This window comes from Mesorhizobium sp. M0243 (genome assembly GCF_040321775.1).
GTDB lineage: Bacteria > Pseudomonadota > Alphaproteobacteria > Rhizobiales > Rhizobiaceae > Mesorhizobium.
Genome location: NZ_JAMYSF010000004.1, coordinates 171,193 through 195,940 on the forward strand (window position 1 = coordinate 171,193; position 24,748 = coordinate 195,940).

Here is a 24,748-nt window from a genome sequence, read left to right on the forward strand (position 1 = left end):
CGGATTGCGAACGAAAAGGCAAGGGAAGCCGGTTTTTCCGGAATTTCCTAAGTTTGCCAGAGCGCAATTATCCGCCTACGCTCCACCATAAAAGCCGCTTTGGGCGGCCGACACGAAACACACAACGATACAACTATCCGGGCTGCCGCCCGTGGGAGGTTACCATGGCATCCGTTCCCTTCGATCAACTCGATGGCTTCATCTGGATGAACGGCGAATTCGTCCAATGGGGTGACGCCAAGATCCATGTGCTGACGCACGGGCTGCATTACGCCAGCGCCGTTTTCGAGGGAGAGCGTGCCTATGGCGGCGAGGTCTTCAAGCTCAACGAACACACCGAGCGCCTGCATGAATCGGCACGCCTGCTCGGTTTCAATATCCCCTATTCGGTGGCCGAGCTCAACGACGCCTCTTCCACGCTTCTCAAGAAGCAGGGTTTCCAGGACGCCTATGTCCGGCCGATTGCCTGGCGCGGCAGTGAGCAGATGGGCGTCTCGGCGCAGAACAACCGCATCAACTGCGCCATCGCCATCTGGCAATGGCCGAGCTATTTCGATCCTGCGCAGAAGCTGAAAGGCATCCGTCTCGATGTGGCGGAATGGCGCCGGCCCGACCCGCGCACCGCGCCTTCCAAGTCGAAGGCCGCCGGCCTCTACATGATCTGCACCATGTCCAAGCACGCCGCCGAGGCCAAGGGCTATGCCGACGCCATGATGCTCGACTGGCGTGGCCAGGTCGCCGAAGCGACCGGAGCCAACATCTTCTTCGTCAAGGAGGGCAAGATTCACACACCCAAGCCCGACTGCTTCCTCGACGGCATCACCCGCCGCACGGTCATTGGGCTGGCCAAGGATCGCGGCCTGGAGGTGATTGAACGCGCCATCCTGCCGGAAGAGCTGGAAAGCTTCGAGCAGTGCTTCCTGACCGGGACGGCAGCGGAAGTGACGCCGGTTTCCGAGATCGGGCCTTACCGATTCGAGGTCGGCGAAATAGCCAAGAATCTTATGAATGACTATTCTGCGGCCGTTCAGCCCAAGCACGCGATCGCCGCAGAATAACGAAAGTCACAGCTTTTTTAGGAAGTAGGGGCGGTTTTCGGGCCGCCCCTTTTATTTCAGCGTTTCTGCATTTGACTTTCGTCCAATTCGGCGTCTCATGATGGTGTCGGCCCGGGAGGCTGACAGCTATGGAGGGACTAATCATATGGACATGAACACGCTTCTTCCGATCATCATACAGGTGATTACTGGCGTCATCGGTGGTCAGGCGGTCGGTGCGGCGCTCAAGACGGCGGCGATGGGTCAGCTTCCCAAAATCCTGGGCGGAGCCATTGGCGGCGTCGGCGGTGCGGCGATCCTCGGCAGCCTGCTGGGTGGCGGTGCGGTCGATCCGGCGGCTGCGGCAGCAGCAACGAGCGGTCTCGGCAGCGCGCTGAACCTGCAGAACATCGTCGGCGGCGCCGGCGGCGGCGCGATCTTGACCGCCATTCTCGGCGCGGTCATGGGCGCCATGAAGAAGTAGGCAGGCCGTTTCGGTCTTTTCAAATGGGCGGCTTCGGCCGCCCATTTCCGTTTTCGGAGCTACCGATGTTCGTCTTTCGAGGGTGGACGCCCTTTGTCCGCGCCTCTACATCACCCGTGAACATCGAAAGGACGATCATGGGTCAGCTCAATGCCGGCATCGTGCCGGTCACACCGTTCCAGCAGAATTGCACCATCCTGTTCGACATGGATGACAAGCATGGCGTCGTCGTCGATCCTGGCGGCGATATCGACAAGGTGCTGGCGGTGCTGAAGGACAATGCGATCTCAGCCGGGGCTATCTGGATAACGCATGGCCACATCGACCATGCCGGCGGCGCAATGGAGTTGAAGGAGGCGCTCGGCGTCGAGATCATCGGTCCGCATGAGGCCGACAAGTCGCTGCTCGACAATCTGGAAAACCAGGGCAAGCGCTACGGCATCGCCGGAGCGCGTAACTGCGTGCCCGACCGGTTCCTGGCCGAAGGCGAGACCGTGTCGTTCGGCGGCCATGTGTTCGAGGTGCTGCACTGCCCCGGCCATGCACCAGGTCACGTTGTTTATTACAACCGCGCGGCCAAGTTCGCCCATGTCGGCGACGTGCTGTTCCGCGGCTCGGTCGGCCGCACCGACCTGCCGGGCGGCGACCACGCGGCGCTGATCGCTTCGATCAAGGACAAGCTCCTGCCGCTCGGCGACGATATCGGCTTCATCTGTGGCCACGGTCCCGGCGGACGTTTTGGCGAGGAGAGGCGGATCAACCCTTTTTTGACTTGAACCAGGCTCGGAACCGTAGCTGTTTTCATCAGCCTCAAGCGACCGTTGACATTGTAGGGACCACAACAAAAAAGCGCTGGCCTTGCGGTCAGCGCTTTTCTGTTTTGGGGGCAGGGAAGCCCTTGGTTTAATTGGCAGTGCAGAAATGCTGTTCGCCGTCATTGCCGGTGAACGTCCCGGTACGGGAATTGAAGCTGCGGTAGCGGTCCGAACAGTATTCGTACCAGTCACGCGTCCATGGCTCGGCATAACGATCGGCGTAGACCACCCGCGGCTCCGCATAGTAGCGGCGCACCGGGGCCGGGCGTATCACCACGTCACGATCGTAACCGTCATCGTAGTAGCGGTCAGCGTAGTAGCGGTTAGCGCCGGGCGGCGGCCGGTCATTGGCCAATGCACCACCGATCAGCGCGCCGGCCGCGAGGCCGAGCACGCCGGCGGCAATGGCATCGCCGTTGCCATGATGGCCATGATGACGGCGCCAGTCGCGCGCATTGGCGGCGGGCAAGGCCGTGAGCGTGGTAGCGACCACGGCAGCGGCCAGGACGGCGGTTTTGAAAATTCGGTTCATGTCGATCTCCTTCGTGCCGGCCCGTGTAGTTTCGGGGATGCGGTCCGGCTTTACCGAAGACTAATATGCGACCGTGGCTGAACGGGGGCTGAACGGATTTTTACGTGTCTATTCAAAACAGACGTCAAAAATCATAGGCTCTCAAGGGAGCGATCTGCCTGGGATCGCCGGTTTGAAGCCGGCTCAGCCGACCGACAGGTTGACGGCCTTGGGACCCTTGCCGCGCTTGTCCGGCTCGGTGTCGAACGACACTTTCTGGCCATCCTCGAGACCGGGAAGACCGGACGCCTGCACGGCTGAAATATGGACGAAAACATCCTTCGCTCCATCATCGGGCGTGATGAAGCCGAAGCCCTTGGCATGGTTGAAGAATTTGACGGTGCCGGTCTGCGGCATGGGAAGCTCCTTTGTCCCATAAACTCCAGTCTCGGGCCGGCAAATGCCCGAGTGGAAATTTGTCCTTTATTTTAGCGTCATCGGCAAGGGAAAGTTTTGCGGGCGTCTAAAGCACGTTGCGGCGCGCTTTGGGTCTTTGTTTTTATGCAAGTCGTTGCCCAGAACCTGGCGGCTTGGGCGACATCACCGGCCCGCGCCTTCGATAAGGAAAAGGCGCGACGAAGATCGCCGCGCCTTTCAAAATTCAGATCCCTCTCCAGGCCAGGTGCAGGCATGGAGCCTCCGTCGCACGTCCGAGTGACATGCGGCGCGCCGATGGCTCAGGCTGCGCGGAGGTTGACGGCCTTGGGGCCCTTGCCCATGCGGTCCGGCTCGATGTCGAAGGTGACCTTCTGGCCGTCGACGAGCGTGCGCAAGCCGGAGGCTTCGATCGCGGAGATATGGACGAACACATCCTTGGCGCCACCATCGGGCGTGATGAAACCGAAGCCTTTGGTCGCGTTGAAGAATTTAACGGTGCCGGTCTGGGCCATTGGGGAAACTCCTTCACCCGTTCAGTCTTTGGTGGTCCCGCCCGCCGCCTGGCGCAAAGGGCAGTTCCCGGTGGTTGCTTCGGCAGTCATGCATTGGCGCATGGTCAAACCCCCCGCCGAAAACGGGGCCGTCAGAGATTCACAGTATCGGGGAAAGGTCGTCCAAAACGTTCCGCTCTCCGGGTCGCAAATGCCCGAACACGGAATTTATCGCACGGAAACGTGATGGTTGCAAGATACCGCCGCGGGCCGCCACACTGGGCGCATCCCGACGCAAGGATCGACTGACTTGGGCATCGATGGGCTCGGCATAGGCTTGCTTGCCGGTCGGGTCTTCGGCCAAAGCCAGCCCACGAATGGGCCAGACATCGGCGGCGCGCTACCCCCCCCTTGCGGGCCAGGCGCCGTCGTCGTTGCGGGGCCCAAACGGGGGGTTGCATTTGGCAAGGGAATGGCGAGGATCGATAACCGGGGACGCGATCGTGGGAGATCATCATGAAATTTCTGGCGGCAATCTTTTCGCGGCAGGGTTTTGCCATCCTGTTGCTGTCGGCAATTCTTGCCGCCTGCACCGTCGTCGTCGATGAGGGACCAGGGCCGCGCCCGCGTCCGCCACGGCCCGAACCGCAATATTGCAGCAAGCAGTACGAGCCGGTCTGTGCCCGCCGCGGCGGCGACCGCCAGACCTTCGCCAATGCCTGTCTTGCCGACCGGGCCGGCTACCGCATCGTGCGCGACGGCCCGTGCCGCGACGGCGGCGGTGGCGGTGGCGGTGGCGGTGAAGAGCAGACGTTCTGCACCCGCGAATATGCTCCGGTCTGCGGCCGCCGTCATGGCGAGATGCGCACCTTCCCCAATTCCTGCGAAGCCCGCGCCGCGGACTATCGCGTCGTTGGCGACGGGCCGTGCTGAGAACGATGCGCCTTGTTGAGGACGACAGGCGTCAAGCCGTCGGCTTCACCTGGCGACAGTAGGCGATGAACTCGGACGCGGGCATGGGTCTGGCGAAAAGCCAGCCCTGGGCGTAGTCGACGTCGCGCGCCGCGAGGTAGTCGGCTTGCGCCTGCGTTTCCACGCCCTCGGCAACGATCTTCAGCTTTAGTGTCTTGGCCATGTCGATGATATGCGGGGTGACGGAACTGGTGGCGGAATTCGTGCTGATCGTATCGATGAACGATTTGTCGATCTTGAGCGCATCGAGCGGCAGCCCCTCGAGATAGGACAGGCTGGAATAGCCGGTGCCGAAGTCGTCGATTGCCACTGCGTGGCCAAGTTCGCGGGCACGAACGAGCGTCGAGCGGGCCGAGTTGATATCGACGAAACCTCGCTCCGTCGCCTCGAGCCAGATTTGCTGGGGCCGGATCCCGGTGTGCTGCAACGCCTTTTCGATGATAGGCAGGACCCGCGCGGTGCCGACATCGGTTGCGCTGAGATTGATGGCGATGTGAAGCGAGCGGTCGGCGACCAGAAGCCTGTTCAGGTCGAACACAACCATCGCAATGACCTGATCGGTGATCGCCGTGATCAGGCCGCTCTCTTCCGCCAGCGGAATGAAGAGATCGGGCCGGACCAGGGAACCGTTCGGCCGCTTCCAGCGCACCAGCGCTTCCGCCCCGATGCAATTGCCGGTCCTGAGTTCGACGATCGGCTGATAGTGGACGATGAATTCGCGCTTGCGTACGGCGATCTGCAATTCTCCCAAGGGCGAAAGCCGCCTTCGCGACAGCCACACAACCATGCCGATGATGAAGGCGGCCATGAAGGCGCCGAGCGGGAGCAGCAGAAATTGCTGCTGGCGAACGCTGCCCAGGATCTGGCTTGTCGGTTCGGTGGCGACAGCGATCCAGCCCGTCTCGCGCGCCGTGGCAAACAGGAGATCGTCATCGATGCCTTTGCTGGGGCCGGCGATGATCTTCTCGACGCGGGCGGGATCAGGGCCGTTTAGTGCTCCAAGCAGGATGCCCGTTTGCGTCGTCAAGGCGAGCTGGACACCGGGATCGACGATGACGTCGACAAAGCGTACCGGATCGACAAGGACGTTGTGATCCCTGTATCGCAGCGCCATCAGAAAATGGTCCTCGCTCATCACCGGCTGCATGCGGGCGGTGACGGCAATGCCGTCCCTGGTGGTGAAGTCAGGGGTGGATTGCGCAACGCGCGCTTCGGTCGATCCCCAGGAAGAGCATTTAAGCAGGCCGTTTTCGAAATAGCCCATTTCTTCGATCGGGCGCGTGTTGATGGTGAGTTGCCGCATGCGGGCTATATGGTCCGCCGAACAGCGGATGCCGGTGAACTGGTCGATCTGCCGCAAAGCGGCGGTGGCATCCTTGAGCGAGATGTCGGCCCTGGCGATGGCGCGGCTGGCGAACAGCTGCAGCCGCTCATGTTCCTTTTGGACGGCCTGAATCCAAGCGAGATGAAACATAGCCGCGATTGGCACGATGGCGCCCAGCATGGCCAACACCACCGCCGTCACGATGATGCGCGACCTGTCCATGCGCCTCCTGCCTTCTGGTATGAGCGGCGATCGTGGGTGGTCGCCCGCAACGTCTCGGCCACCAATCGCGGCAGCGGCCCGGTTCAGGCGGATCTTAGGGCCTCGATCTTACGTGAACTTTAATGGAGTCGTTGGGCAGCACCGCTGCTCTAAACCGGATAGGCGCCGTCGGCCGGGCCGGCATAAAGCTCGCTGCCATTGTCGTCGCAAATGCGCAGGCGATCGGGGATTTGCGGCATGGCCAGCGTGTGGAACAGCGCGGTGGCGCCCTGCAGCGCGGCGCGCAGGTTCGGCGCCTCCAGTGATACCTTGTCGAGAGTGGCTTCGTCGGCGTCGCGCGACCGGTAGAACTCGATGACGAAATTCAAGCGCGCCTCCGTGGCAGAGCATTGCGCGGGCCTGTTCAGTCAATTCGTCCCCCACAGAGGGACGACGGAGAGGACGCACGAGGCGCGCCCTCCAGTTTGTCAGCCCTTCGACTTCGGCTTCAGGCTGCTCTCCGCCTGCTTGACCGAGGAGCCGAACGGGGAGGCGGGCTTTGCCACGACCTTGTCCTTCTTCGGCTTGCGCGTTTCGCGGTTGCTTCGCTGTTGACCTTTGGACATGTCGTGCTCCTGCTTCAGTGTTGGCTTGGCGGTGGGGTCTCAGATAAGCGGGTTGCTGGCAACAACCGGGTTGCCGGCAACAACCGGATCTGCCGGTTCGAGATTGTCTTCGGTGGTGACCCGCTCATAGGTCTCCTGCTCGCTGCGGATGCGGTACTGCGGCGAACCATCCTTGACCGGCAGCCTGCTCTTGATCTGGAACAGTTCGGCGGTCTTCTGGACGAGGCCGGTGCGGCTCTTCATGCGCACGGTCTGACCGATCGAAAACTGGTGCGCGGGCGTGTCGGTACGCGGGCGCGCATTCTGCTGGAAACGGATCATGCTGCATTCTCCCTGTCGCGCTTCAGCGCTGTTTCGAGTTCGAGGTAATCGATGGCGACAAGCTGGCTGGTGGGCGGGTTTTCCGCTGCCCTTGCCGGCAGATGGATGAAAGTGGCGACGCGGCGCCAGGCAAGCCGCGACATGCCCTCGATCAGCTCTTCGTCGTGGTCGATGTCGTAGTCGCCGGCCGGCAGCTGCCCTTCCAGTCCGCCGAGCACGAAAGGTGCGGTGAAGTGCGCGATGGAGTGGGTGGTGCGGTCCGGCATTGTCTTACCTATGCAAAGCAGCGGTCCTGAAAACAAAAAAGCGGGGACGAGCCCCGCTTTCCTATTTCCGGCAGTCGCTGGAAATAAGCCGCTTTCGAGAGCTGCCAGTACATCCGTGGTCAGCGTTCATCGAATTCGGCCGGATCAGATCAATTGCAAATTGGCGGCCGACTCGCGGCCCTTGGTGTCACGCTCCAACTCGAACTGCAGCTTCTGGCCTTCGGCGAGGCCGGGGAAGCCGGCGCGCTCCAGTGCGCTGACATGGACAAAGACGTCCTTGCCGCCATCGGTCGGCTGAATGAAGCCGAAGCCCTTCTGGCCATTGTAGAACTTCACGGTTCCGGTGTTCATGTCGGTCTTTCGAAGAATGAGAATGGTCGCGCGGAGCGAATATGCCGCGCGCTCGGTATCGATGATTTGGAATGAGATTGGCGGGTCGAGAACCTCTGACGCCGCGAGATGCCAATTCTGGCCCAAAGCGATCCTGTACAGATAGGCCTTTGTTGTAATTTAATCAAGGCGTTTTAAAATAAAATTGGGTTTCATTCAAAAAATTGCGCGCTGTAACTATCAGAAAAATGATGATACAAATTCATACAATTCAAAAACTGTTTGAAGCTTAGCGGGAATAATTCTCCCGGTATTTTCATTTTTCTTGTGAATTGAAGAAGGAGACCTCGTGATGTCCGTAAAGACGCCAATAGGCACCCCCGTAACGATCACGCCGGTCGCAAAGCCGGTAATGGCAAAGCCGATGGTTGTCCTGTCGCCGCGGCTGACTGTCAGAAGTGACGAGGCGGCAAAGCGAAGGATCGCCGACACCGATGGAACGGTTCGGCGTGCCAGGCAGGTTGCCGAGACCAATCGCCTGATTTGATCTTTCCGCACCGACGAAAGGACGAGACAGCAAGCGAAGGCTTGAACCTGCGGCGCCGATGGCCTAGATCGCCACAGGCGGATAAAACACGGCAGGTTTCCCATCAACAGAGATCAAAGACGAGCGGCGGGTGCGGGAGCCAGGTCTGGCGCAGGCGGACAGCCACCGCTGGGCCTCGACCAGTATGTGCAGCAGGCGTTGCAACTGCATCAGGCGGGGCGCCGGCAAGAGGCTGAGACGATCTACCGGCAGGTGTTGGCGCGTCAGCCCAAGCATGCGGCCGCGGCGCATTTCCTGGGACTGCTGCTGCACCAGACCGGGCGCAGCGAAGAAGGGCTGGATCTCATCGAACGGTCGGTGAGCCTGCAGCCGACGAATCCCGATTTCCTCAACAATTTCGGTACGGTGATGCGCGACCTCGGCCGCCCTGCTGCGGCCATCGATTTCTTCCGCGGCGCGGTGGATCTGCGGCCGGACCAGCTCGCGGCGCGCGACAATCTCGGCTCATCGCTGAAACAGGTCGGCCAGTTCGAAGAGGCCGAAGAGATTTATCGCGGCACGGTTGCACGCAACCCATTTCATGTGCGCGCCCGCATCGGGCTTGCCGAAACCCTGCAGGAAGCCGGGCGGCTGGATGAGGCGCTGGCTGTCTTCCGCGAAGCGCTGACGATCCGGCCCAAGGATGCCGACCTGCTGCACGGGCTCGGCGTCGGGTTGATGGAAAAGGGCAAGCTCGACGAGGCGGCCGACCTGTTCCGGCAGGCGTTGGCGATCAACCCCGCCATGGCCACAGCCTGGCTGATGCTGACGCAGGTCAAGCGCCAGAAGGAGCGCGACAGCGAGCTTGGGGGCATGGAGGCCCAGCATGCCAAAGCGCCGCAGGACAGCCTGGCACGCATGCAGCTGTCCTTCGGACTCGGCAAGGCGAATGACGATCTCAGGGATTATGGCCGGGCCTTCGACTATTTCGCCGAAGGCAATGCGATCCGCCGCAAAGGCATCGACTACGACCAGGCCAGGACGCGGGCCGAGTTCGAGGCGATGAAGGCCACCTTCGATGCCGGCTTCTTCGAGAAGCACAGGCCCAGCTCAATCAGCGACGACACGCCGATCTTCGTCGTCGGCATGCCGCGTTCGGGCACGACGCTGGTCGAGCAGATCATTGCCAGCCATCCGCAGGTCTATGGCGCAGGCGAGCTCAGCATCTTGAAGAAGGCGGTCGGCAGGCAGTTCCCGGCGACCATGCCGGGTGGCTTCCCCTGGGGCGTATCGGATATGGGCGATGCGGATTTTGCCGAGGCCGGCCAAGCCTATCTCGACATGCTGCATGCCCGCTATCCGAACATGCGCCACGTCACCGACAAAATGCCGGGCAACTTCCTGCTTGTCGGCTTCATCCACATGATGATGCCGAAGGCCAGGATCATCCACTGCGCGCGCGATGCGGCGGCCACCTGCCTGTCGATCTACAAGGTGCATTTCCGCGGCGACAGCCATCGCTATGGCTACGATCTCGGCGAGCTCGCCGACTTCCACAATCTCTACACCGACATCATGAAGCATTGGCACACGGTGCTGCCGGGCGTCGTGCATGATGTACGCTACGAGGATTTTGTCGCCGACCAGGACGGACAGACGCGGGCATTGATCGCTCATCTCGGCCTGCCTTGGGACGATGCGGCACTATCGTTCCACGAAACCGACCGACCGGTTCGCACGGCTTCAGCCGCACAGGTGCGCCAGCCGATGTATCAGGGGTCGGTCGATCTGTGGAAGCGCTATGGAGACCGGCTCAAGCCGTTGCTGGACAAGCTGGATTAGTGCAACGCTATCTAGCTGATCGCGTGGCCTTAGAGATTGGCCTAAGCACCCGCGTCGTCATCCTAGGGGCTTCGCGACGGAGCTTCGCTCCTGCTTCGCCCTAGGATGACGAAGCTGAGGCTTCTTCTAATCGCTACCGGCTGCTCAAAGCTCAATGAATGGCTTGAAGCCACCGAAGATCATGCGCTTGCCGTCGAACGGCATGTCCGCCCAATCGGCCTTCAAGCGCGGGTCGGCCATCACCTTGGCCATGACGGCATCGCGGCTCTCCCGCGACTCATAGACGGCCCAGGCGAAGACGACGATCTCGTCGTCCTTGGCCTGCACGGCACGCGGGAAGGACGTGACCTCGCCATAGGGCACGTCGTCGCCGATGCATTCGACATAGGCGAGCGCGCCATGTTCCCTCCAGATAGGCCCTGCGAGGTTGGCCAGCTTCTTGTAGTCATCGAGTTTTGCCTTGGATACGGCAAGTACGAAACCATCGACATAGGACATTTTGGATCTCCTCCTGGAAGTTCACGGGGCCTCACCGGCGCTGGCCGGTGAGGGGCTCGGGCCATCGGCGGCAGATCAGGCTTTCTTCACCGGCGCGTTCATCGCCCATTCGACGCCGAACGGGTCGCGCATATTGCCCCATTGATCACCCCAGAACATGACCTGGAGCGGCACGGCGACTTCGCAGCCGGCATCGACGGCGCGCTTCCACCAGGCTTCGATATCGTCGCTGCCGAGGTGAAGCTGCATTGTGTAACCCTGCGGCTTGACGGCGGGCATTCCGTTTTCCGGATAGAAATCGGAGAGCATGAGCGTCGAGCCGTTGATGTAGAGGTGAATGTGCATGGTGCGGCCTTTTTCGTCCGCCGGATAGGCAAAGACCTGCTCCGCGCCGAAGGCCTTCTTGTAGAATTCGGCAGCCTTGAAGGCGCCATCCAACTGCAGATAGGGGGTCAATCCGCCGAGCACTTTGGCCGCGGGCTGAACGGGGGTCTGGTCAGTCATTTGTTGTTCCTCTTTGCGTTTGGCCTTGCGAGCCAAAGGACGGATGAGGCGGCGGCGATCCTACATGGCCGGGAGATTTTTTTTGGCCGACCGGCCCTGGACTGGCCAGGCAGCCGGCAGCTGAACGAGAGACGTGAAACGAACTTGCGTCGACCGCCCCCAATCAGAGCGCAATTCTCGCTGCTCGCGGGCTAGAACAGATGGATCACGCGAACGCCTCTTCAACCCCGGGACGACAATGATCCTCTATTATCAGACTCACTCGCCCTTCGCGCGCAAGGCGCTCGTCTTCGCTCATGAGGTCGGCATTGCCGATCGGCTCGAGGTCATTCATCACGAGACCAGTCCGACCTTGCGCAATGCTCGCGTCTACGCCGAAAATCCGCTCGGCAAAGTGCCGGTGCTGTTGCGGCCCGACGCGTCGCCGATGTTCGATTCCAATGTCATCTGCGCCTATCTCGACACACTGCATGACGGCCGCAAGCTGCTGCCGCAGGACGGTGAGGCGCGCTGGCAGGCGTTGCGGCTGCAGTCGGTTGCCCAAGGCCTGGCTCAGACGGGTATAGCCTTGCGCTGGGAGACGGAAAGAAGACCCGAACAGCTGCGTTATAGCGCTCTCGCCGACGGACACCGGGAAAAGATCGAGGCGAGCTACGATTGGATCGAAAGCACGCTGGACGACGAGGCACCGCTCCATGTCGGCCACATCGCCTTGGCCACCACACTGTCCTGGATGGCGTTCCGCCACCTGCCGCCTTTTCGCTCGCGGGCGCGGCTGACGCACTGGTTCGAGGCTTTCGAAAAACGCGTATCGATGCAGGCGACACCGCTTTCAGGTGATACGCATGACTGACTGGCGCCTCGCGAGGTCAGGGGCGGCGGCCGTTCTGCGCGTCGAAGACGTCCGGAAAACCGATATCCTTGCGCAGCGAGGCAGGCAGTGAAAGCAGGATGCGCTCGCTGCGGTGACGAGCGCGCGCTGCCGCATACCGGGTTGCGATGCGACCGATGGATGAAAGAACCGACATGATAATTCTCCCTGGGTTGGCGCCGGCATCATCGTGTCGGCATCCCAAGGACGGGGCTGGCTGAGGATATCCGACAGACCGTCGAAATTTTTTTATCGTGGCGTCTGATGGTCTATTCGAATGCTGCCGTACGGACCTACGCAACCCTGAGCGTAGGGATCGCTGAAACATCAACCTCACGCTCTGCGTGCCAGGCATCGAAAGCCGCCTGCATTCGAAGCCAGATCGCGGCTCCGTCGCCGAACAGCTTGCCAAGGCGAGCGGCCACAGTCGGTGAAACCGGCTTCTTTTCGCGGATGATGTCATAGAGATGCTGCCGGGAGATCCCGAGCAGATTTGCAATTTCCACCTTGGTCTTGCCAGTTGCCGGGATAATGTCCTCAAGCAGCGCTCCTGGGTGGGAGGGACAACGCTCAATAGGACGCGTCGGCTCGTGCACGGTCATAAGTCGAACTTCTCCAATCTGGCCGCCTCAGTGATATTGCTCGAAATCGACGCGGGCGGCATCCTTGCCGTCGAACTCGAATGTGATGCACCACGGGCCGTTGACGTGGACCGTGTAACGCATGGGATCGAGGCCTTTCAGCGAGTGGAAATCGAAGCCGGGGAGATTCATTTCCTCCGGCTTCTCCGAAGCTTCTAGGCGGTCAAGCCGGACAAGAATGCGCTTGTGCATCTTGGCGTCGATCTTGCCGGTCTTTCCGGTTTGAAAGAGGTCCGACAGCGCCTTGTTCTTGAAGGACTTGATCATGGATAAATGTAAACAGTTTGCTTACAAGACGCAAGGTCTGTAAGCAAATAATTTACATTCCAGTCGACCTCCCTTGGCCTCATCCTGCCGTTTCGGCCACCTCGCGGAAGAAATCCTCGGGATCCTCGACTTCGGTCAGCCGCCGCTTCTCGATCAGCCAGAAGCGGTTGCCGATGGCGCGGATGAAGGAGCGGTCGTGCGAGGCGAGCACGCAGCTGGCCTGATGTGCCAGCAGTTCCGCTTCCAGCGCTTCCTGGCCGTCGATGTCGAGATGGTTGGTCGGCTCGTCGAGCAGATAGATGTTGGGATCGGCGAGCCTGAGCGCCAGCATCATCAGCCGCGCCTTCTGGCCGCCGGACAGCACGCCGATCTTTTTCTCCTGCATCTCGATAACCACGCCAGCACCGGCCAGCAACGACCGCGCGCGCTGCTCGCCGATATCGTAGCGCCGCGAGACCAGCGCCAGCGGCGTGTCGTCGCCGCTGATGCCGGACAGCGCCTGGTCGCTGTAGCCGAGCACGGTCGACGGCGTCACCTTCACATTCCGCACCGCGTCCGGTTCGATGATGGCATTGCGGATCAAGGTGACGAAGCGCGACTTGCCGACGCCATTGCGGCCTAGCAGCACGATGCGGTCGCCCTGGCAGATATGGCGCTTGCCGGTTCGAAACAGCAGCGTGCCATCGGGTGTTTCGACAGCCGCGTCGTCGAGCGTGATCAGCACTTTGGCGTGGGTGCCGCGATTGGCCAGTTTTATGGCACCCGCCGACTTCTCGCGATGCGCCGGGTTCGCCGCTTCCTCCAGTTTTTCGGCCCGCTGGTTGAGTTGCTTGGTCTTGACCGTCAGCAGATCGCTGCCCGAATTGATGCCGATATTGTTGAGCTTAGCCGCCTGTCGGCGCAATTGCTGCGCCACCTTCATGTCGCGCTGGAACTTGCGCTCGGTCGAGGCGTCGACCTCGTCGAGCGCCAGCCTAGCGCGGGAGTAGGGCAGGGCAAACACCGGCGACTGTTCCGGGCGCAGGAACAGCGTCCGGTTGGTGGCGGCGTCGAGAAAGGCGCGGTCGTGGCTGGCAATGACGACCGGCACCTCACGCGGCAATGCGTTGAGCCAAGTTTCCAACTGGCTGATGCGAGCAAGGTCGAGATGGTTGGTCGGCTCGTCGAGCAGCAGCACGTCCGGATCTGTCACCCAGACGCGGGCGATCAGCGCCAGTCTCTGCCAGCCGCCGCTCAGCGCCTGCATTGGCCGCTCGCGCATGGGCTCCGGCACATCGAGTGAATCGAGAACCACGTCGACGCGCCACAGCTCGCTTTCAGCCTGCTCGGGCGGCAAGACGTCGGCCACTACCTGATGGAAGCTGCGGGTGAGAAGGGCCGGGGCAACGGATTGCTCGACATGACCGACGCGCAGGCCGCGCGTGCGGGTGATGTCACCGGAGGTCGGCTCCATCTCGCCGGTCAGGCATTTCAGCAAGGTCGACTTGCCGCGGCCATTGGCGGCGACAATGCCGAGCCGGTCGCCGGAGCCGATGGTGAGGTCGAGATTGGCAAACAGCGGCGCACTCATGGTGACGCCGAGGGATTTGAGGCTGATCAGGGCCATTTTGATTTCTCTGGTCTTGCCGGAGGAAAAGTCCGGTTCAATGCACTTTGACGGTGCGCAGGCTGGCCATCAGGCTCGGCGTTGCAAAACCACGAAGGGCAGACCAAAAAATCGAAGCGGGAAAACCCGGACCGTCCCTGGTCAGCCCTGCAAGCAAGCTCGCAGGGCAGAAATCGGGCCACGCTGACGATGGTGACGATGAAACGTAAACACGTGAGCCCTCCTTTCAAAACGTTCGAGTGTGTGGACTGGCTACACCAAAGGTGGGGCCGCTGGCAAGTGTGTCCTCTGCAGGCCGGCCTTAGTCTCGCGGCGGATTACCCAGTCCCCCTTATTTCCCTGGATTTCCTGCGGTGTCAGGAAGTGAAACTCCATCAGGATCGGTTCTTCCGGTCCCTTGAAGAAATGAAGCTCGGCGTGGGGGAGCACGAGCCGGCGGACAGTTTCAGATACGCTTTCCACCTTATATTCCTCGGCATGCAGTCCTAGACCTGCGAGGAGCGTCCTGGCGGCCGAAATCGTCATTGCCGGGCTAAAGCCATCGAGATCGATTTGGCTGTTGCCGCTCCATTTCAAAGGCAAAGGCTTGGGGACATCAGGCATGTCCCAAAGTTTGATGCTGATGCGATGGACGCGTGCTCGATTGCGCCTGGTCAAAATGTCGATTTCCAGATCGCCATAACCCAGAAGAAAGCCGCACGGCTGATCCTGATAGACATACAACCATTTAGGAAAGCCAAGGTGTTTCTCGACCGGACCGAGATCAGCTCCGGCCCGCAAAGGCGTGTCTTTGCTACCTAAGATTAGGGGGAGAATATGGAGTTTGCCTCGCTGTCGCATCGATCAAACCTTGGTTGGCTGGATATCCCGTCGCAGGGAGCATATTCCGCCTGCCCTGACCATTGTGCTACCCAGCTGATTGATTGAGCTTCACAGGTCAAAGGGCCGGATCAGACAGGTCTCAAGTAACCGCCGCTTAGTCCATATTCTTTGTTGAGATCGAGTAGGAAATGCCGAACACCGCGCTTCTGCCGAGATCGACAACGATCACAAGCAGGGCGTTGAACCTGCCGGTGCCAATCAAAACTTGATCAAACCGGTTTTGAACGTCCCGGTAAACATAGTGGACGTCGTTCAAATAGGGCACGCCGACTTCGTCCAGATTTAGCGCGTCGACATAGGGCCATATGTCTACGACAGCATTCGCCGTCGCGGTGATATTCGTCATCGGCTCGGCAAAGCAAGCCTTGAACTCCTCTTCATCAAGTCTGCGAACGACGACCATCACCTATTCTAAGCGGCGGCATCTGAAATCCGCAACCGATCGCAGGCTCGATGCTGCAGCTTCCTACCGCCCCGGCCTACCTGTCTTTCCCGGCCGACGCTTTTCGCGGCGGGCATCTCCCGCGTCTTCATACGAGCCGATGCCGGCGCGCTGGCGAACGATTGGTTTGCCGTCGCGTTCCTTTGTGCCCCCCTCTGTCCTGCCGGACATCTCCCCCACTTGGGGGGAGATCGGCTGTGGCTTTGCCGGCACTTTTCCCTCGACCGGCTTTTCCGTGCGCCGCACGGTCATCTCATCAAGCGAGTTCTTCTTGAACAGCGGCTTGACCGGCTCGCCGGGAATGCCGAAATCGGAGCCATGCGCCTCTTCGGCCGACTGTTTCTTGAACAACGAGCGCGACACCGCGCCGGCCGGCGTCGGCATGTCGGTGCCCGGACCCATGTCGTCGATCGAGGGTTTCGAAAACAGCGGTTTTTTCACTGGTACGGCGCCATCGGCGCCCATCTCGTCGAGATCAGGCTTGCGGAAGAGGTTGGGCCGCGCAGCCTTGGCCGCCTCTTCGGCGGCACGGGCTTCGTCGAACTTGCGGAAACGCTCCTGTTCCTCTGCTGTCCGATGTTTGGGCACGCCCTTGTTGTGCTTGCCCTTTTCGCGACCTGAGGCAGGACTTTCCATATCGGCGTATTTGGCCAGTGGGTCTTCGGAGATGGACAGTTCCATCTCTCGCAGACGCTTGATCTCGTCGCGGATACGAGCCGCCTTCTCGAAGTCGAGATTGGCCGCGGCATCGCGCATCTGCTTTTCCATCGCGTCGAGATGGGCCTTGAGGTTGTTGCCCATCATGGCGCCGGCATTGTCGGTGAACTGCGAAATGTCGGCGCGGACGTGGTCCTTCTCGTAGACCGAATCCAGAATGTCGGAGATGCGCGACTTGACCGATTCCGGGGTGATGCCGTTGGCCTCGTTCCATTCCACCTGCTTTTCGCGGCGGCGGTTGGTCTCGGCCATCGCCCGCTCCATCGAGCCGGTGACTTGGTCGGCATACAGGATGACCTTGCCGTCGACGTTTCTGGCGGCGCGGCCGATGGTCTGGATCAGCGAGGTTTCCGAGCGCAGAAACCCTTCCTTGTCGGCGTCGAGAATGGCGACGAAGCCGCATTCGGGAATGTCGAGGCCTTCGCGCAGCAGGTTGATGCCGACCAGCACGTCGAAGGCGCCGAGGCGCAGATCGCGCAGGATCTCGATGCGCTCCAGCGTGTCGATGTCGGAGTGCATGTAGCGGACGCGGATGCCTTGCTCATGCAGATATTCGGTCAAATCCTCGGCCATGCGCTTGGTCAGCACCGTGACCAGCGTGCGGTAGCCGGCCTTGGTGGTGTCGCGGATTTCGCCAACGACATCGTCGACCTGGGTCTTGGCCGGGCGAACCTCGACCGGCGGATCGATCAGGCCGGTCGGGCGGATGACCTGTTCGGCGAAGACGCCGCCGGCCTGCTCCATTTCCCAGCCGCCAGGGGTCGCCGAGACGGCGACCGAAAGCGGACGCATGGCATCCCATTCCTCGAAGCGCAGCGGCCGGTTGTCCATGCAGGACGGCAGACGGAAGCCGTATTCGGCCAGTGTCGCCTTGCGGCGAAAGTCGCCGCGATACATGCCGCCGATCTGCGGCACGGTGACATGGCTTTCATCGATGAAGACCAGCGCGTTGTCGGGAATGTACTCGAACAGCGTCGGCGGCGGATCACCCGGCTGGCGGCCGGTGAGATAGCGCGAATAGTTCTCGATGCCGGCGCAGGAACCGGTGGCTTCCAGCATCTCGAGGTCGAAGCGGCAGCGCTGTTCCAGCCGCTGCGCCTCGAGCAGGCGGCCTGCGCGCTCGAGTTCGACCAGCCGGTGCTTGAGCTCTTCCTTGATCGACTTGATCGCCTGGTTCAGCGTCGGGCGCGGCGTCACATAGTGCGAATTGGCGTAGATCTTGACGCTTTTCAGCTCGCCGGTCTTCTGGCCGGTCAGCGGGTCGAATTCGGTGATCTGCTCGATCTCGTCGCCGAACATTGAAATGCGCCAGGCGCGATCCTCCAAGTGGGCCGGGAAGATCTCGATCGTGTCGCCGCGCACGCGGAACGAGCCGCGAACGAAATTGATGTCCTGCCGTTTGTACTGCTGGGCGACGAGATCGGCGAGCAGCGCGCGCTGGTCGAGCCGATCGCCGATCTGCATCTGGAAGGTCATCGCCGTATAGGTCTCGACCGAGCCGATACCGTAGATGCAGGACACCGAGGCGACGATGATGACGTCGTCACGCTCGAGCAGCGAACGCGTCGCCGAATGGCGCATGCGGTCGATCTGCTCGTTGATCGAGGATTCCTTCTCGATGAAGGTGTCGGTGCGCGGGACGTAGGCTTCCGGCTGGTAGTAGTCGTAGTAGGAGACGAAATACTCGACGGCGTTTTCCGGGAAGAATTTCTTGAACTCGGAATAGAGCTGCGCCGCCAGCGTCTTGTTCGGCGCCAGGATCAAGGCAGGGCGCTGCGTCTCCTCGATCACCTTGGCCATGGTGAAGGTTTTTCCGGAGCCGGTGACGCCGAGCAGCACTTGGGTCCGGTCGTTGTTGTCGACGCCTTCGACCAGATCCTTGATCGCGGTCGGCTGATCGCCGGCCGGCTCGAAATCCGAAACCATCTTGATGGCAATGCCGCCTTCGGATTTTTCGGGGCGGGCAGGGCGGTGCGGCGTCCACAGCACGCCGTCCTTGTGCAGCGGATTGCCGGATTCGATCAGCGCCGACAGCGCGGCGACGGTAGCGGTGACGCTGCCCGAGGCCATCGTCTCGGCGTCTTCCAGCGAGATGTCGAGACCGGCGACCGGGTTGAGGCCGGCTGCCGTGCGCTCCCTGGCTGACGCCGCGCCACCCATCGAGGTGCCGCGCGAACTGCGTCCCGGCGAGCTTGAGCGCTCGGGTATCTTCTTCGACGGCTTCGGCGATTTGCCGCCGTCGCCCTTGCCGACAAGACGTCCTTCGTTTTCGGCTTCCTGCTCGATCTGCTCGGCCCAATCCGCGATCGAACCGGTCAGCGGCGTGCCAGAGAGCTCCGGCTGCGGCATCTCGGCGAAACCGCCTTTGTGCAGCGGCTCGGAGGCGTCGAGGAAATCGGTCAGCGGGCTGCGCCGCTTCGGCGCGGCGCGGTCGTCGTTCGCCGTCGGCGGCGTTTTCTTATCGGGGGATTTGGCCATGTCCCGAATATGGGATTTCCTGGCCAAAATGGAAAGAGCGCGGTGGGGAGAGGCGTGCCGAACAGCGCTGCTCCTGACAGCAGGCTGTCAGGAGCAGGCGGGAAGGTGCGGCCGAAAGCCTCTTGTCGCTACACGCCCCTGGCGGCTGATGCGACCTGCGTCGCCGACCCGTTCAGGCGCGGCACCACGACAAGGCGTTTGATCTTGCCCTTCTTGTAGGCGGCGAGGAAGCGCGCATAGTCCTTGAAGGCGACGCAACCGCTCGACTGGCCGTAGCGGCCTCGAAGCAGGTAGGTATGGGCCAGAAAGCCGTCGCGATTGTATTTGTTGCGGCCATCGGCCGGTGTCAGGCGCAAGGCCTCCACTCCGTGGAAGCGCGTCTCGCGCAGCGACAGATTGTAGGTGTTGGGCGGTGTCGGTCCGCGGTTCTTCTGGTCGGCATAACGCGGCTGGTCCGTCATGGCGCCGATGCCAGAATGAGCCTCGAGCCTTGAGCCGTCAGGCATGTAGACGGTGCCGGCGCTGATATCGTAGACGGCGACGCCATTTCCGGCTCCGCTTCTGGATCCCGGCGAGTTGAACAGATTTCTGAACGCCTTGCCAAGGCCGCCCGAAGGCGTGTCGGGCTTAGCATAGGCCAGCACATCGCCGCCATCGGCTGGCCGGCCTTGCCGCGTCGGTTTCGCCGGCTGGGCCTGCTGGACCGTCTCGCGTGCCGGCTTCGATTGCTGGGCGGGCTTGAGCTGCTGAACAGATTTGGGCTGCTGAACGGGCTTAGGCTGCTGCTGGACGATTTTGGGCTGCGGCGGGTCGAATTGCGGGCGGCGGGTCGGCAACGGCACGTCGTTGGTCAGCGCGTCCGGCAGCGAGGCGGCATCACCGGGTTGATCCTGCTGGGTTTCGACGGGGGAAACCGCGACATCGGCTGACGATTCCTCGATCGGCAGCGGTGAGGCAAACGCCCCGGCGTCGACCGGCAGCGACTGCACGAGGGCAAGTGCCAACTGCGAATTGTCTGGCGTATCAGATTGGGCAAAGCCCATCGGCTGCGGTGCGGTCTGCACGACCACCGAGCCGGTATCCAGCCGGGCGAAACGTTCGGCCGCCGGAACTGGCATGTTATCGGACAGGCTGGCCGTGACCTGGACGGACGGCACCAGCGACGCCTCGGCAATTCGCGGTGCGACGGTGGAGATCACCGGGCGCGTGTTGGCAGTGGCGGCAGGCTTTCCGGCGTCGGCAAAGGCAGCGGCCAGCTTCATCGGCGAAAGCGACGCTTCCATGCGTTCGAAGCGCTCCTGCGCCTTCGACTTCACGGCGGCTGGCATCGGCTTTGCCTGCGCTACAAGGCGTTCGGACTTTTCCGCCCGTGAGCTTACCCTGGCCAGCTTGAAACAGCTGGCACCGCACTGCACCGAATGATCATGCAGGGCCTGAGTGCCGCCATTGGCATTGGCCAGCACGAAGGGTGCTTTCAAGAAGTGCTGTTTCAGCGGATCGGTAAATGCGAGCGATCCCGGCATGGACAGCGTCTGGGGCAGGCCAACCGAAGTCGCCGACAGCGAGGCGCCGACGGAACTGAGGCCGGCCATGGTGCCGATCAGCCAAAGGCCGATGGCAGTGCTGACGCAGGGCAGTGCGACCCAGCGGGCCACCCGGCCAGCGTTGAAGGAAGAGGAACGCGGAGCATCGACGAACTCGCCGCCCTCACGCTGTCCCCGGTTTTTTTTATGTGTACTCAACAACGCCATGCAACCAATCTCGCTTCAATCGGTTTCCCCGTACGTGGCCTTGAGAGCCGCGACGACCATTCTGTGAGTGATCCCAGGTGGTCCCCGACGCGTTTGCCGCGTCTGTAGTTGGTTGCCAATTGCTTCAAAATATGGACAAAGTTGGTTAATCAATTCCTCTCAAAACCAACGACGAGATGTGGATTTTGGCCAAATCAGCCTTCGTCCACGGCCAGGAAAGTGGTGTTGTCGCCCTTCCGACCTGGTTTTGCTGCCTGTTTTTGGCGGCCGAGTCAAGCAAAACAGCCGCTGCTAATTTTTGCGAAGCGCCTTCGCGCGGCATCTGCAGTGAGGTGACTGCCAGCAGACATCGCTTGGGAAAGGCGCCTGTTTCCAGTAAAAATGTTGCCGGTCTTGCCAAGATTTCCCCTGCGGAAGAGCCTCAACATCCCGCCCTCAGTTGAACCAGAGCGCAAAGGTCAGAAACCCGCCGCCGCCGAACTGGCGCTGGATCTGGTCGAAATCGCTGCTGGTGACGAGCTCGCCGCTTTCGAGGTAGGGCGCGATGGCCGGGCCGGTGATCGACAGCACCAGATCGAAGTTTTTCGGGTCATCGAAGAAGCGCTTCATGTTGATGCCAAGGCCCGTGCCGGCGGTGACGCGGAAATGCGGCAGCAACTTGCGGCCCTCCAGGAGATCTTCGGCCATGGTCAGGGCGGCGAGCCAGGCCTGAACCTGCTCCTCGCCGACTTCGAGGCCGGTGAGCGGGTTCTCGCCCTTCTGCTGCGGTCCAGGCAGCCATTCGCGGTCATTGTCGGTCTCGGCGCGGATCGCCTTCCAGTCCTCGCGCGACAGCCGGATCATTTCCAGCAGGTGGCGGCGCGCCGCTTGCCGGCGCTCCGGTTCGACCACCGGCCAGTTGATGAGATGCACCATCGAGATGAAATCGGCGATGCGCCATTCCGACGAGAAGATGCTCGAGCCCATGTCGCCGGCCGGCGGCACCAGAATATCCTGCAACGGCAGCTTGGCGCGCGGGAACAGCATGTGGAACGAGCCGTCGAAGGTGCTCCTGAAATCATGCGCCAGCCAGAAATCGGCCTGGGCCATCAGGAACTCGGCATAGCCCTGCAGCCAGTACCCGTCGGCGCGGTCGAAACGGAAGGTGAGCGTGGGGACGGCGTCGTCCGATGTAATGCCGCCACGGGACAACGCGGCGATGATCGCCGCCATGCTCTCGTCCGGAGCGATGGTGCCGTCCTCGTTGAGGTCTATGCCCGCACGGGTGAGATCGATCGCCATGCCGATATCGGCGTTCGCCGGCACCGACGCAAACGTCGCCGCGGATTTTTCCAGCCGGTCGCGGAAGCCGACCAGGATGGCGCGGAACTGCTCGTAAGTCAGCGGCTCGGGATTGGGATTGTCGGGCACCGGCAACCGCATCAGTGGCAGCATGAAGGACTGCGGGCTTTCGAAACCATGGCGGTGCAGGCCGGTGGCCAGGATCTCCAATGCGGTGAAGAACTCGCCCGCCCCGGCCGCATAGGCGGATGCCGGGTCGTTTGGCGCGGCGGCCTCCAGCATCGACAGGGCAGCGTCGCGCGCGGCCACGCTCTTCGCCTCGAACAGTCGGGTAGCCGCTTCGGGCATTGCCGCCGACGCGGAAGACAGCGGCAGGAGCAAAATGAAAGCGGTCAGCAGGCCTGCCAGTCGTGTCATCTTTTCCCCCAATATTTGTCGCGCAGCGCAGATATACACCATTTGCAGCGCTGCGCTTCAACCCGCCCGCCGGACGGTCTACACAGGGCAAACAATTGGGCATCGCGTGTCGAATTATCCGTTTTCCTACAAACTGTCCTGGCTGCCGCGTTTCTTGAAGCCGTCTCTGGCCGGCGATGTGCAAGACTTTGCGCTGATGGCTGGGACGCTTATGGATCCGCCGCCGAGGCAGACAATGCGGCTTGCCTTTGTCGGGGACATCTCGGCGGTGGCCAACCGCAGCGCGCCGGATTGCGATCCGGCGATCAAGGCGCTGCTCGGCGCTGCCGATCTGGTGATCGGCAATTGCGAAAGCCCCGTGGTGGACAGACCAAGCGCGGCGCTGGGCACAAGGCTCGGCACGCATCATGCGATGAGCGAGTTGTTTCTGGCCGAGGCGCTGGCGGCGGTTGGTATTGCGCGAGAAAGGCTCGTGCTGTCGCTGGCCAACAACCATGTGCTGGATCAGGGCGTCGCCGGTTTCGACGAGACGGTGGCGGCGTTGCAGCGGCTCGGCATCCGCACGGTCGGCCTGGCCGCCAATGGCCCGGTGGTGCCTGTCCAGGTCGGACCGCTTGATATCGGCTTCGCCGCATTCACGCTGTGGCGCAACGCCGATGAAAAACTGTTTGCGGGGCGCGTTTCGATGGACAGCGATCCGACGGGCTGGCCGCGCGCTGGCTTGGATCTTCTCTGCGCCGTGCCGCATTGGGACTGGGAGTTCCGGCATTTTCCGCGTGCCGAGACGCGGGCGCTGGCCAGGCGGCTGGCCGGGCAGGGCGTCGGACTGATCGCCGGCCATCACGCCCATGTCGTGCAGCCGGTGGAAAGGATCGACAAGACGGTGGTCGCTTATGGACTTGGCGATTTCCTCGGCACCGCCTTCGCCCGCCAGCCATGGCCGGGTCGCATCGGTTCTATCCTCACTGTCGATGTCAGTGCCGATGCCGGTACGCGCGGGACGATCGCGTCTTACCGGCTGCATCCCTTCATGCGCCTGCGCGCCGGCGACCATGAGCGGCTGGTGTTGGTGGAGGCTTTGGAGGGCCGAGTGCGTGACAAGGTCGAGGGGCGACTGAAAGCGATCTTCCCTTCTCCACCAACCGATCAAGGCGGTACCCGCTTAAACGTCTGGCGGCCCCTGCAAAACCGACTATCATGCTCCCGCAGAGGCAGGATTGCGGGGGATAGCGGTGGAAACAGCGGATTTCATGCCGAGCGAAACGGTCATCGCCGGCATCCGGAAAGACATCGCGGCCTATGAAGCGGCGAGGGCGTCGGCGGTCAGGCAGGTGCGCTGGCGGGTGCCGGTGTTCGTCGGCCTGGTGCTGGTGGCCGTGGTGCTGGTCGCCTGGCTGTTCAACAAGGTCGCCGACCCCAACGAGCAATGGGTCTCGACGCCGCATGTGTTCCTGTATGTCATCGGCTTCGCGGCTTCGATCCTGCTCTATTTCCAGGCCAGGAAACCGGCGACGCGGCTGCAGCAATCGTTCCGCGAGACGCTGTTGCCGATCATCTTCGGCTTCATCGCCGACATGCGCTACCAGCATGGCGTGACGCCGAATTCATTCGACCGGTTGCCGCGCACGGCGGTTGGTCCGTTCAACCGGCAGGCGTTCGACGACATCGTCGCGGGCCGCTACGAAGGGTTTCCGTTCGAGCTCTACGAGGCGCATCTGCGGGAAGGGTCGGGCAAGGGCTCGTCGACGGCCTTTCAGGGCGTCATCGTCGCCTTCGAGACCATCGCGCCGTTCCCCGGCATATTGGTGGCGACGCGCCGGACCAACGCGGTCATCAGTTTCTTTCGCGGCATATTCGCCAGCAAGCTGCAGGAGCTGTCCAGTGGCGACGTGGCGCTCGACGCCGCGTACGAGTTCCGCACCGACAATCTCGGGGCGGCACAGCCACTGGTGAGCGGCCGGCTGGCGCAGGCGCTGAAATGGCTTGGCGAAACCTGGCCGGACGATCCGGCCCGTGTCGCGCTCAATGGCAGCGATGGGTTCCTGCTGCTGCCGCAGACGAAGAACTTCTTCGAGCTGCCGGATATTTCGGTGCCGCTCGATTACACCACGCATGTCGCGCCGATGATATCGGACATGGGCGCGATGCTGGCGACGGCGGCACTTGTGCGCAAGATCGGCGCGAAGGACGAGATCGATTAGTTGGGCCT

General features: G+C 61.9%; 30 protein-coding genes. 8 read left to right on the top strand and 22 right to left on the bottom strand.

From position 1 onward, the window contains the following. Positions 1-164 precede the first annotated feature (164 nt). The 3 genes from NKJ11_RS06900 to NKJ11_RS06910 all read left to right on the top strand — a co-directional run bounded on the left by NKJ11_RS06900 (position 165) and on the right by NKJ11_RS06910 (position 2,297). Positions 165-1,058 carry a branched-chain amino acid aminotransferase gene (locus NKJ11_RS06900; RefSeq protein ID WP_352792946.1) on the top strand — a complete coding sequence of 298 codons (894 nt, stop codon included), beginning with the start codon at positions 165-167 and terminating at the stop codon, positions 1,056-1,058. 145 nt (positions 1,059-1,203) lie between these two features. Next, positions 1,204-1,521 (top strand): hypothetical protein, encoded by a 318-nt coding sequence (locus tag NKJ11_RS06905; protein WP_023809804.1) that lies wholly within the window; start codon positions 1,204-1,206, stop codon positions 1,519-1,521. Positions 1,522-1,658: 137 nt separating this feature from the next. Further along, positions 1,659-2,297: an MBL fold metallo-hydrolase gene (locus tag NKJ11_RS06910; protein ID WP_352440472.1), complete on the top strand. Its 639-nt coding sequence runs from the start codon at positions 1,659-1,661 to the stop codon at positions 2,295-2,297. A 127-nt stretch (positions 2,298-2,424) separates the two neighbouring features. Here the strand turns inward: NKJ11_RS06910 and NKJ11_RS06915 are convergent, their stop codons facing one another. From NKJ11_RS06915 to NKJ11_RS06925, 3 genes are all read right to left on the bottom strand, one after another. Beyond that, positions 2,425-2,868 (bottom strand): BA14K family protein, encoded by a 444-nt coding sequence (locus tag NKJ11_RS06915; RefSeq protein WP_352792948.1) that lies wholly within the window; start codon positions 2,866-2,868, stop codon positions 2,425-2,427. A 183-nt stretch (positions 2,869-3,051) separates the two neighbouring features. After that, positions 3,052-3,264 (bottom strand): cold-shock protein, encoded by a 213-nt coding sequence (locus tag NKJ11_RS06920; RefSeq protein ID WP_013530020.1) that lies wholly within the window; start codon positions 3,262-3,264, stop codon positions 3,052-3,054. 320 nt (positions 3,265-3,584) lie between these two features. Continuing rightward, a complete protein-coding gene (locus NKJ11_RS06925; protein ID WP_352792949.1) occupies positions 3,585-3,797 on the bottom strand; it encodes a cold-shock protein in 213 nt (70 codons plus the stop codon). 495 nt (positions 3,798-4,292) lie between these two features. On the opposite strand from NKJ11_RS06925, the gene NKJ11_RS06930 reads away from it, so the two are divergent. Beyond that, positions 4,293-4,709 carry a Kazal-type serine protease inhibitor domain-containing protein gene (locus NKJ11_RS06930; protein WP_031212712.1) on the top strand — a complete coding sequence of 139 codons (417 nt, stop codon included), beginning with the start codon at positions 4,293-4,295 and terminating at the stop codon, positions 4,707-4,709. A 31-nt stretch (positions 4,710-4,740) separates the two neighbouring features. Here NKJ11_RS06930 and NKJ11_RS06935 read toward each other — a convergent pair whose 3' ends face one another. From NKJ11_RS06935 to NKJ11_RS06965, 7 genes are all read right to left on the bottom strand, one after another. Next, positions 4,741-6,294 (bottom strand): EAL domain-containing protein, encoded by a 1,554-nt coding sequence (locus NKJ11_RS06935; protein ID WP_352792950.1) that lies wholly within the window; start codon positions 6,292-6,294, stop codon positions 4,741-4,743. Positions 6,295-6,443: 149 nt separating this feature from the next. Beyond that, complete coding sequence (locus NKJ11_RS06940; protein ID WP_136615974.1) at positions 6,444-6,662, bottom strand: hypothetical protein; 219 nt, start codon at positions 6,660-6,662, stop codon at positions 6,444-6,446. A gap of 99 nt (positions 6,663-6,761) precedes the next feature. After that, the gene (locus tag NKJ11_RS06945; RefSeq protein WP_164482279.1) at positions 6,762-6,899 is read right to left on the bottom strand and encodes a hypothetical protein; all 138 of its coding nucleotides are present in this window, start codon (positions 6,897-6,899) and stop codon (positions 6,762-6,764) included. A gap of 39 nt (positions 6,900-6,938) precedes the next feature. Beyond that, complete coding sequence (locus NKJ11_RS06950) at positions 6,939-7,220, bottom strand: hypothetical protein (RefSeq protein WP_023809799.1); 282 nt, start codon at positions 7,218-7,220, stop codon at positions 6,939-6,941. Then, positions 7,217-7,486 (bottom strand): hypothetical protein, encoded by a 270-nt coding sequence (locus NKJ11_RS06955; protein WP_352553473.1) that lies wholly within the window; start codon positions 7,484-7,486, stop codon positions 7,217-7,219. Before NKJ11_RS06955 ends, NKJ11_RS06950 begins: the two co-directional genes overlap by 4 nt. A gap of 144 nt (positions 7,487-7,630) precedes the next feature. Next, positions 7,631-7,837 carry a cold-shock protein gene (locus NKJ11_RS06960; protein ID WP_023809797.1) on the bottom strand — a complete coding sequence of 69 codons (207 nt, stop codon included), beginning with the start codon at positions 7,835-7,837 and terminating at the stop codon, positions 7,631-7,633. A 219-nt stretch (positions 7,838-8,056) separates the two neighbouring features. Beyond that, the gene (locus NKJ11_RS06965; protein WP_352752932.1) at positions 8,057-8,467 is read right to left on the bottom strand and encodes a hypothetical protein; all 411 of its coding nucleotides are present in this window, start codon (positions 8,465-8,467) and stop codon (positions 8,057-8,059) included. A gap of 94 nt (positions 8,468-8,561) precedes the next feature. On the opposite strand from NKJ11_RS06965, the gene NKJ11_RS06970 reads away from it, so the two are divergent. Then, the gene (locus NKJ11_RS06970; RefSeq protein WP_352792952.1) at positions 8,562-10,184 is read left to right on the top strand and encodes a tetratricopeptide repeat-containing sulfotransferase family protein; all 1,623 of its coding nucleotides are present in this window, start codon (positions 8,562-8,564) and stop codon (positions 10,182-10,184) included. Between the two features lie 144 nt (positions 10,185-10,328). Here NKJ11_RS06970 and NKJ11_RS06975 read toward each other — a convergent pair whose 3' ends face one another. Together NKJ11_RS06975 and NKJ11_RS06980 are read right to left on the bottom strand one after the other, a co-directional pair. Further along, positions 10,329-10,682, bottom strand: a complete 354-nt coding sequence (locus NKJ11_RS06975; RefSeq protein ID WP_023809794.1) for a DUF1428 domain-containing protein — start codon at positions 10,680-10,682, stop codon at positions 10,329-10,331. Between the two features lie 75 nt (positions 10,683-10,757). Continuing rightward, on the bottom strand, positions 10,758-11,186 hold the full coding sequence (locus NKJ11_RS06980; protein WP_023809793.1) for a VOC family protein: 429 nt from the start codon (positions 11,184-11,186) through the stop codon (positions 10,758-10,760). Positions 11,187-11,424: 238 nt separating this feature from the next. On the opposite strand from NKJ11_RS06980, the gene NKJ11_RS06985 reads away from it, so the two are divergent. Next, positions 11,425-12,039 (top strand): glutathione S-transferase family protein, encoded by a 615-nt coding sequence (locus NKJ11_RS06985; RefSeq protein WP_352792954.1) that lies wholly within the window; start codon positions 11,425-11,427, stop codon positions 12,037-12,039. A 16-nt stretch (positions 12,040-12,055) separates the two neighbouring features. On the opposite strand, the gene NKJ11_RS06990 is transcribed toward NKJ11_RS06985, so the two are convergent. From NKJ11_RS06990 to NKJ11_RS07035, 10 genes are all read right to left on the bottom strand, one after another. Beyond that, positions 12,056-12,214: a hypothetical protein gene (locus NKJ11_RS06990; RefSeq protein ID WP_023809790.1), complete on the bottom strand. Its 159-nt coding sequence runs from the start codon at positions 12,212-12,214 to the stop codon at positions 12,056-12,058. Positions 12,215-12,350: 136 nt separating this feature from the next. Next, the gene (locus NKJ11_RS06995) at positions 12,351-12,659 is read right to left on the bottom strand and encodes a HigA family addiction module antitoxin (RefSeq protein ID WP_352792955.1); all 309 of its coding nucleotides are present in this window, start codon (positions 12,657-12,659) and stop codon (positions 12,351-12,353) included. 27 nt (positions 12,660-12,686) lie between these two features. Continuing rightward, complete coding sequence (locus NKJ11_RS07000; protein ID WP_352792956.1) at positions 12,687-12,965, bottom strand: type II toxin-antitoxin system RelE/ParE family toxin; 279 nt, start codon at positions 12,963-12,965, stop codon at positions 12,687-12,689. A 79-nt stretch (positions 12,966-13,044) separates the two neighbouring features. After that, positions 13,045-14,571, bottom strand: coding sequence for an ABC-F family ATP-binding cassette domain-containing protein (locus tag NKJ11_RS07005; protein WP_352792957.1), 1,527 nt, complete (start codon positions 14,569-14,571; stop codon positions 13,045-13,047). 252 nt (positions 14,572-14,823) lie between these two features. Further along, positions 14,824-15,411, bottom strand: a complete 588-nt coding sequence (locus tag NKJ11_RS07010; RefSeq protein ID WP_081734780.1) for a hypothetical protein — start codon at positions 15,409-15,411, stop codon at positions 14,824-14,826. A gap of 136 nt (positions 15,412-15,547) precedes the next feature. Further along, positions 15,548-15,856, bottom strand: a complete 309-nt coding sequence (locus NKJ11_RS07015; RefSeq protein WP_023809784.1) for a hypothetical protein — start codon at positions 15,854-15,856, stop codon at positions 15,548-15,550. 63 nt (positions 15,857-15,919) lie between these two features. After that, entirely contained in the window at positions 15,920-19,090 is a 3,171-nt protein-coding gene (uvrB, locus tag NKJ11_RS07020; protein ID WP_352792958.1) for an excinuclease ABC subunit UvrB, read from the bottom strand. 128 nt (positions 19,091-19,218) lie between these two features. After that, complete coding sequence (locus NKJ11_RS07025) at positions 19,219-20,841, bottom strand: DUF2778 domain-containing protein (RefSeq protein WP_023809782.1); 1,623 nt, start codon at positions 20,839-20,841, stop codon at positions 19,219-19,221. 145 nt (positions 20,842-20,986) lie between these two features. Continuing rightward, entirely contained in the window at positions 20,987-21,241 is a 255-nt protein-coding gene (locus tag NKJ11_RS07030; protein WP_155930561.1) for a hypothetical protein, read from the bottom strand. Between the two features lie 35 nt (positions 21,242-21,276). After that, positions 21,277-22,539 carry a hypothetical protein gene (locus tag NKJ11_RS07035; protein WP_023809781.1) on the bottom strand — a complete coding sequence of 421 codons (1,263 nt, stop codon included), beginning with the start codon at positions 22,537-22,539 and terminating at the stop codon, positions 21,277-21,279. 106 nt (positions 22,540-22,645) lie between these two features. On the opposite strand from NKJ11_RS07035, the gene NKJ11_RS07040 reads away from it, so the two are divergent. Both NKJ11_RS07040 and NKJ11_RS07045 read left to right on the top strand, forming a co-directional pair. Beyond that, positions 22,646-23,842 (top strand): CapA family protein, encoded by a 1,197-nt coding sequence (locus NKJ11_RS07040; protein WP_352792959.1) that lies wholly within the window; start codon positions 22,646-22,648, stop codon positions 23,840-23,842. Then, positions 23,790-24,740 carry a hypothetical protein gene (locus NKJ11_RS07045; RefSeq protein WP_352630018.1) on the top strand — a complete coding sequence of 317 codons (951 nt, stop codon included), beginning with the start codon at positions 23,790-23,792 and terminating at the stop codon, positions 24,738-24,740. The genes NKJ11_RS07040 and NKJ11_RS07045 overlap by 53 nt, the downstream gene beginning before the upstream one ends. Positions 24,741-24,748 lie beyond the last annotated feature (8 nt).

Bases quoted from the DNA above. Each gene is read 5' to 3' on its own strand.
- NKJ11_RS06905 (WP_023809804.1), top strand. From the start codon at position 1,204: ATGGACATGAACACGCTTCTTCCGATCATCATACAGGTGATTACTGGC.
- NKJ11_RS06910 (WP_352440472.1), top strand. From the start codon at position 1,659: ATGGGTCAGCTCAATGCCGGCATCGTGCCGGTCACACCGTTCCAGCAG.
- NKJ11_RS06945 (WP_164482279.1), bottom strand. From the start codon at position 6,899: ATGTCCAAAGGTCAACAGCGAAGCAACCGCGAAACGCGCAAGCCGAAG.
- uvrB (WP_352792958.1), bottom strand. From the start codon at position 19,090: ATGGCCAAATCCCCCGATAAGAAAACGCCGCCGACGGCGAACGACGAC.
- NKJ11_RS07000 (WP_352792956.1), bottom strand. From the start codon at position 12,965: ATGATCAAGTCCTTCAAGAACAAGGCGCTGTCGGACCTCTTTCAAACC.
- NKJ11_RS06955 (WP_352553473.1), bottom strand. From the start codon at position 7,486: ATGCCGGACCGCACCACCCACTCCATCGCGCACTTCACCGCACCTTTC.
- NKJ11_RS06900 (WP_352792946.1), top strand. From the start codon at position 165: ATGGCATCCGTTCCCTTCGATCAACTCGATGGCTTCATCTGGATGAAC.
- NKJ11_RS06980 (WP_023809793.1), bottom strand. From the start codon at position 11,186: ATGACTGACCAGACCCCCGTTCAGCCCGCGGCCAAAGTGCTCGGCGGA.
- NKJ11_RS06935 (WP_352792950.1), bottom strand. From the start codon at position 6,294: ATGGACAGGTCGCGCATCATCGTGACGGCGGTGGTGTTGGCCATGCTG.
- NKJ11_RS07015 (WP_023809784.1), bottom strand. From the start codon at position 15,856: ATGGTCGTCGTTCGCAGACTTGATGAAGAGGAGTTCAAGGCTTGCTTT.
- NKJ11_RS06975 (WP_023809794.1), bottom strand. From the start codon at position 10,682: ATGTCCTATGTCGATGGTTTCGTACTTGCCGTATCCAAGGCAAAACTC.
- NKJ11_RS07025 (WP_023809782.1), bottom strand. From the start codon at position 20,841: ATGGCGTTGTTGAGTACACATAAAAAAAACCGGGGACAGCGTGAGGGC.
- NKJ11_RS07005 (WP_352792957.1), bottom strand. From the start codon at position 14,571: ATGGCCCTGATCAGCCTCAAATCCCTCGGCGTCACCATGAGTGCGCCG.
- NKJ11_RS07035 (WP_023809781.1), bottom strand. From the start codon at position 22,539: ATGACACGACTGGCAGGCCTGCTGACCGCTTTCATTTTGCTCCTGCCG.
- NKJ11_RS06930 (WP_031212712.1), top strand. From the start codon at position 4,293: ATGAAATTTCTGGCGGCAATCTTTTCGCGGCAGGGTTTTGCCATCCTG.
- NKJ11_RS06990 (WP_023809790.1), bottom strand. From the start codon at position 12,214: ATGTCGGTTCTTTCATCCATCGGTCGCATCGCAACCCGGTATGCGGCA.
- NKJ11_RS07010 (WP_081734780.1), bottom strand. From the start codon at position 15,411: ATGCGACAGCGAGGCAAACTCCATATTCTCCCCCTAATCTTAGGTAGC.
- NKJ11_RS06985 (WP_352792954.1), top strand. From the start codon at position 11,425: ATGATCCTCTATTATCAGACTCACTCGCCCTTCGCGCGCAAGGCGCTC.
- NKJ11_RS06950 (WP_023809799.1), bottom strand. From the start codon at position 7,220: ATGATCCGTTTCCAGCAGAATGCGCGCCCGCGTACCGACACGCCCGCG.
- NKJ11_RS06920 (WP_013530020.1), bottom strand. From the start codon at position 3,264: ATGCCGCAGACCGGCACCGTCAAATTCTTCAACCATGCCAAGGGCTTC.
- NKJ11_RS06995 (WP_352792955.1), bottom strand. From the start codon at position 12,659: ATGACCGTGCACGAGCCGACGCGTCCTATTGAGCGTTGTCCCTCCCAC.
- NKJ11_RS06925 (WP_352792949.1), bottom strand. From the start codon at position 3,797: ATGGCCCAGACCGGCACCGTTAAATTCTTCAACGCGACCAAAGGCTTC.
- NKJ11_RS07045 (WP_352630018.1), top strand. From the start codon at position 23,790: ATGCCGAGCGAAACGGTCATCGCCGGCATCCGGAAAGACATCGCGGCC.
- NKJ11_RS06960 (WP_023809797.1), bottom strand. From the start codon at position 7,837: ATGAACACCGGAACCGTGAAGTTCTACAATGGCCAGAAGGGCTTCGGC.
- NKJ11_RS06915 (WP_352792948.1), bottom strand. From the start codon at position 2,868: ATGAACCGAATTTTCAAAACCGCCGTCCTGGCCGCTGCCGTGGTCGCT.
- NKJ11_RS06965 (WP_352752932.1), bottom strand. From the start codon at position 8,467: ATGGGAAACCTGCCGTGTTTTATCCGCCTGTGGCGATCTAGGCCATCG.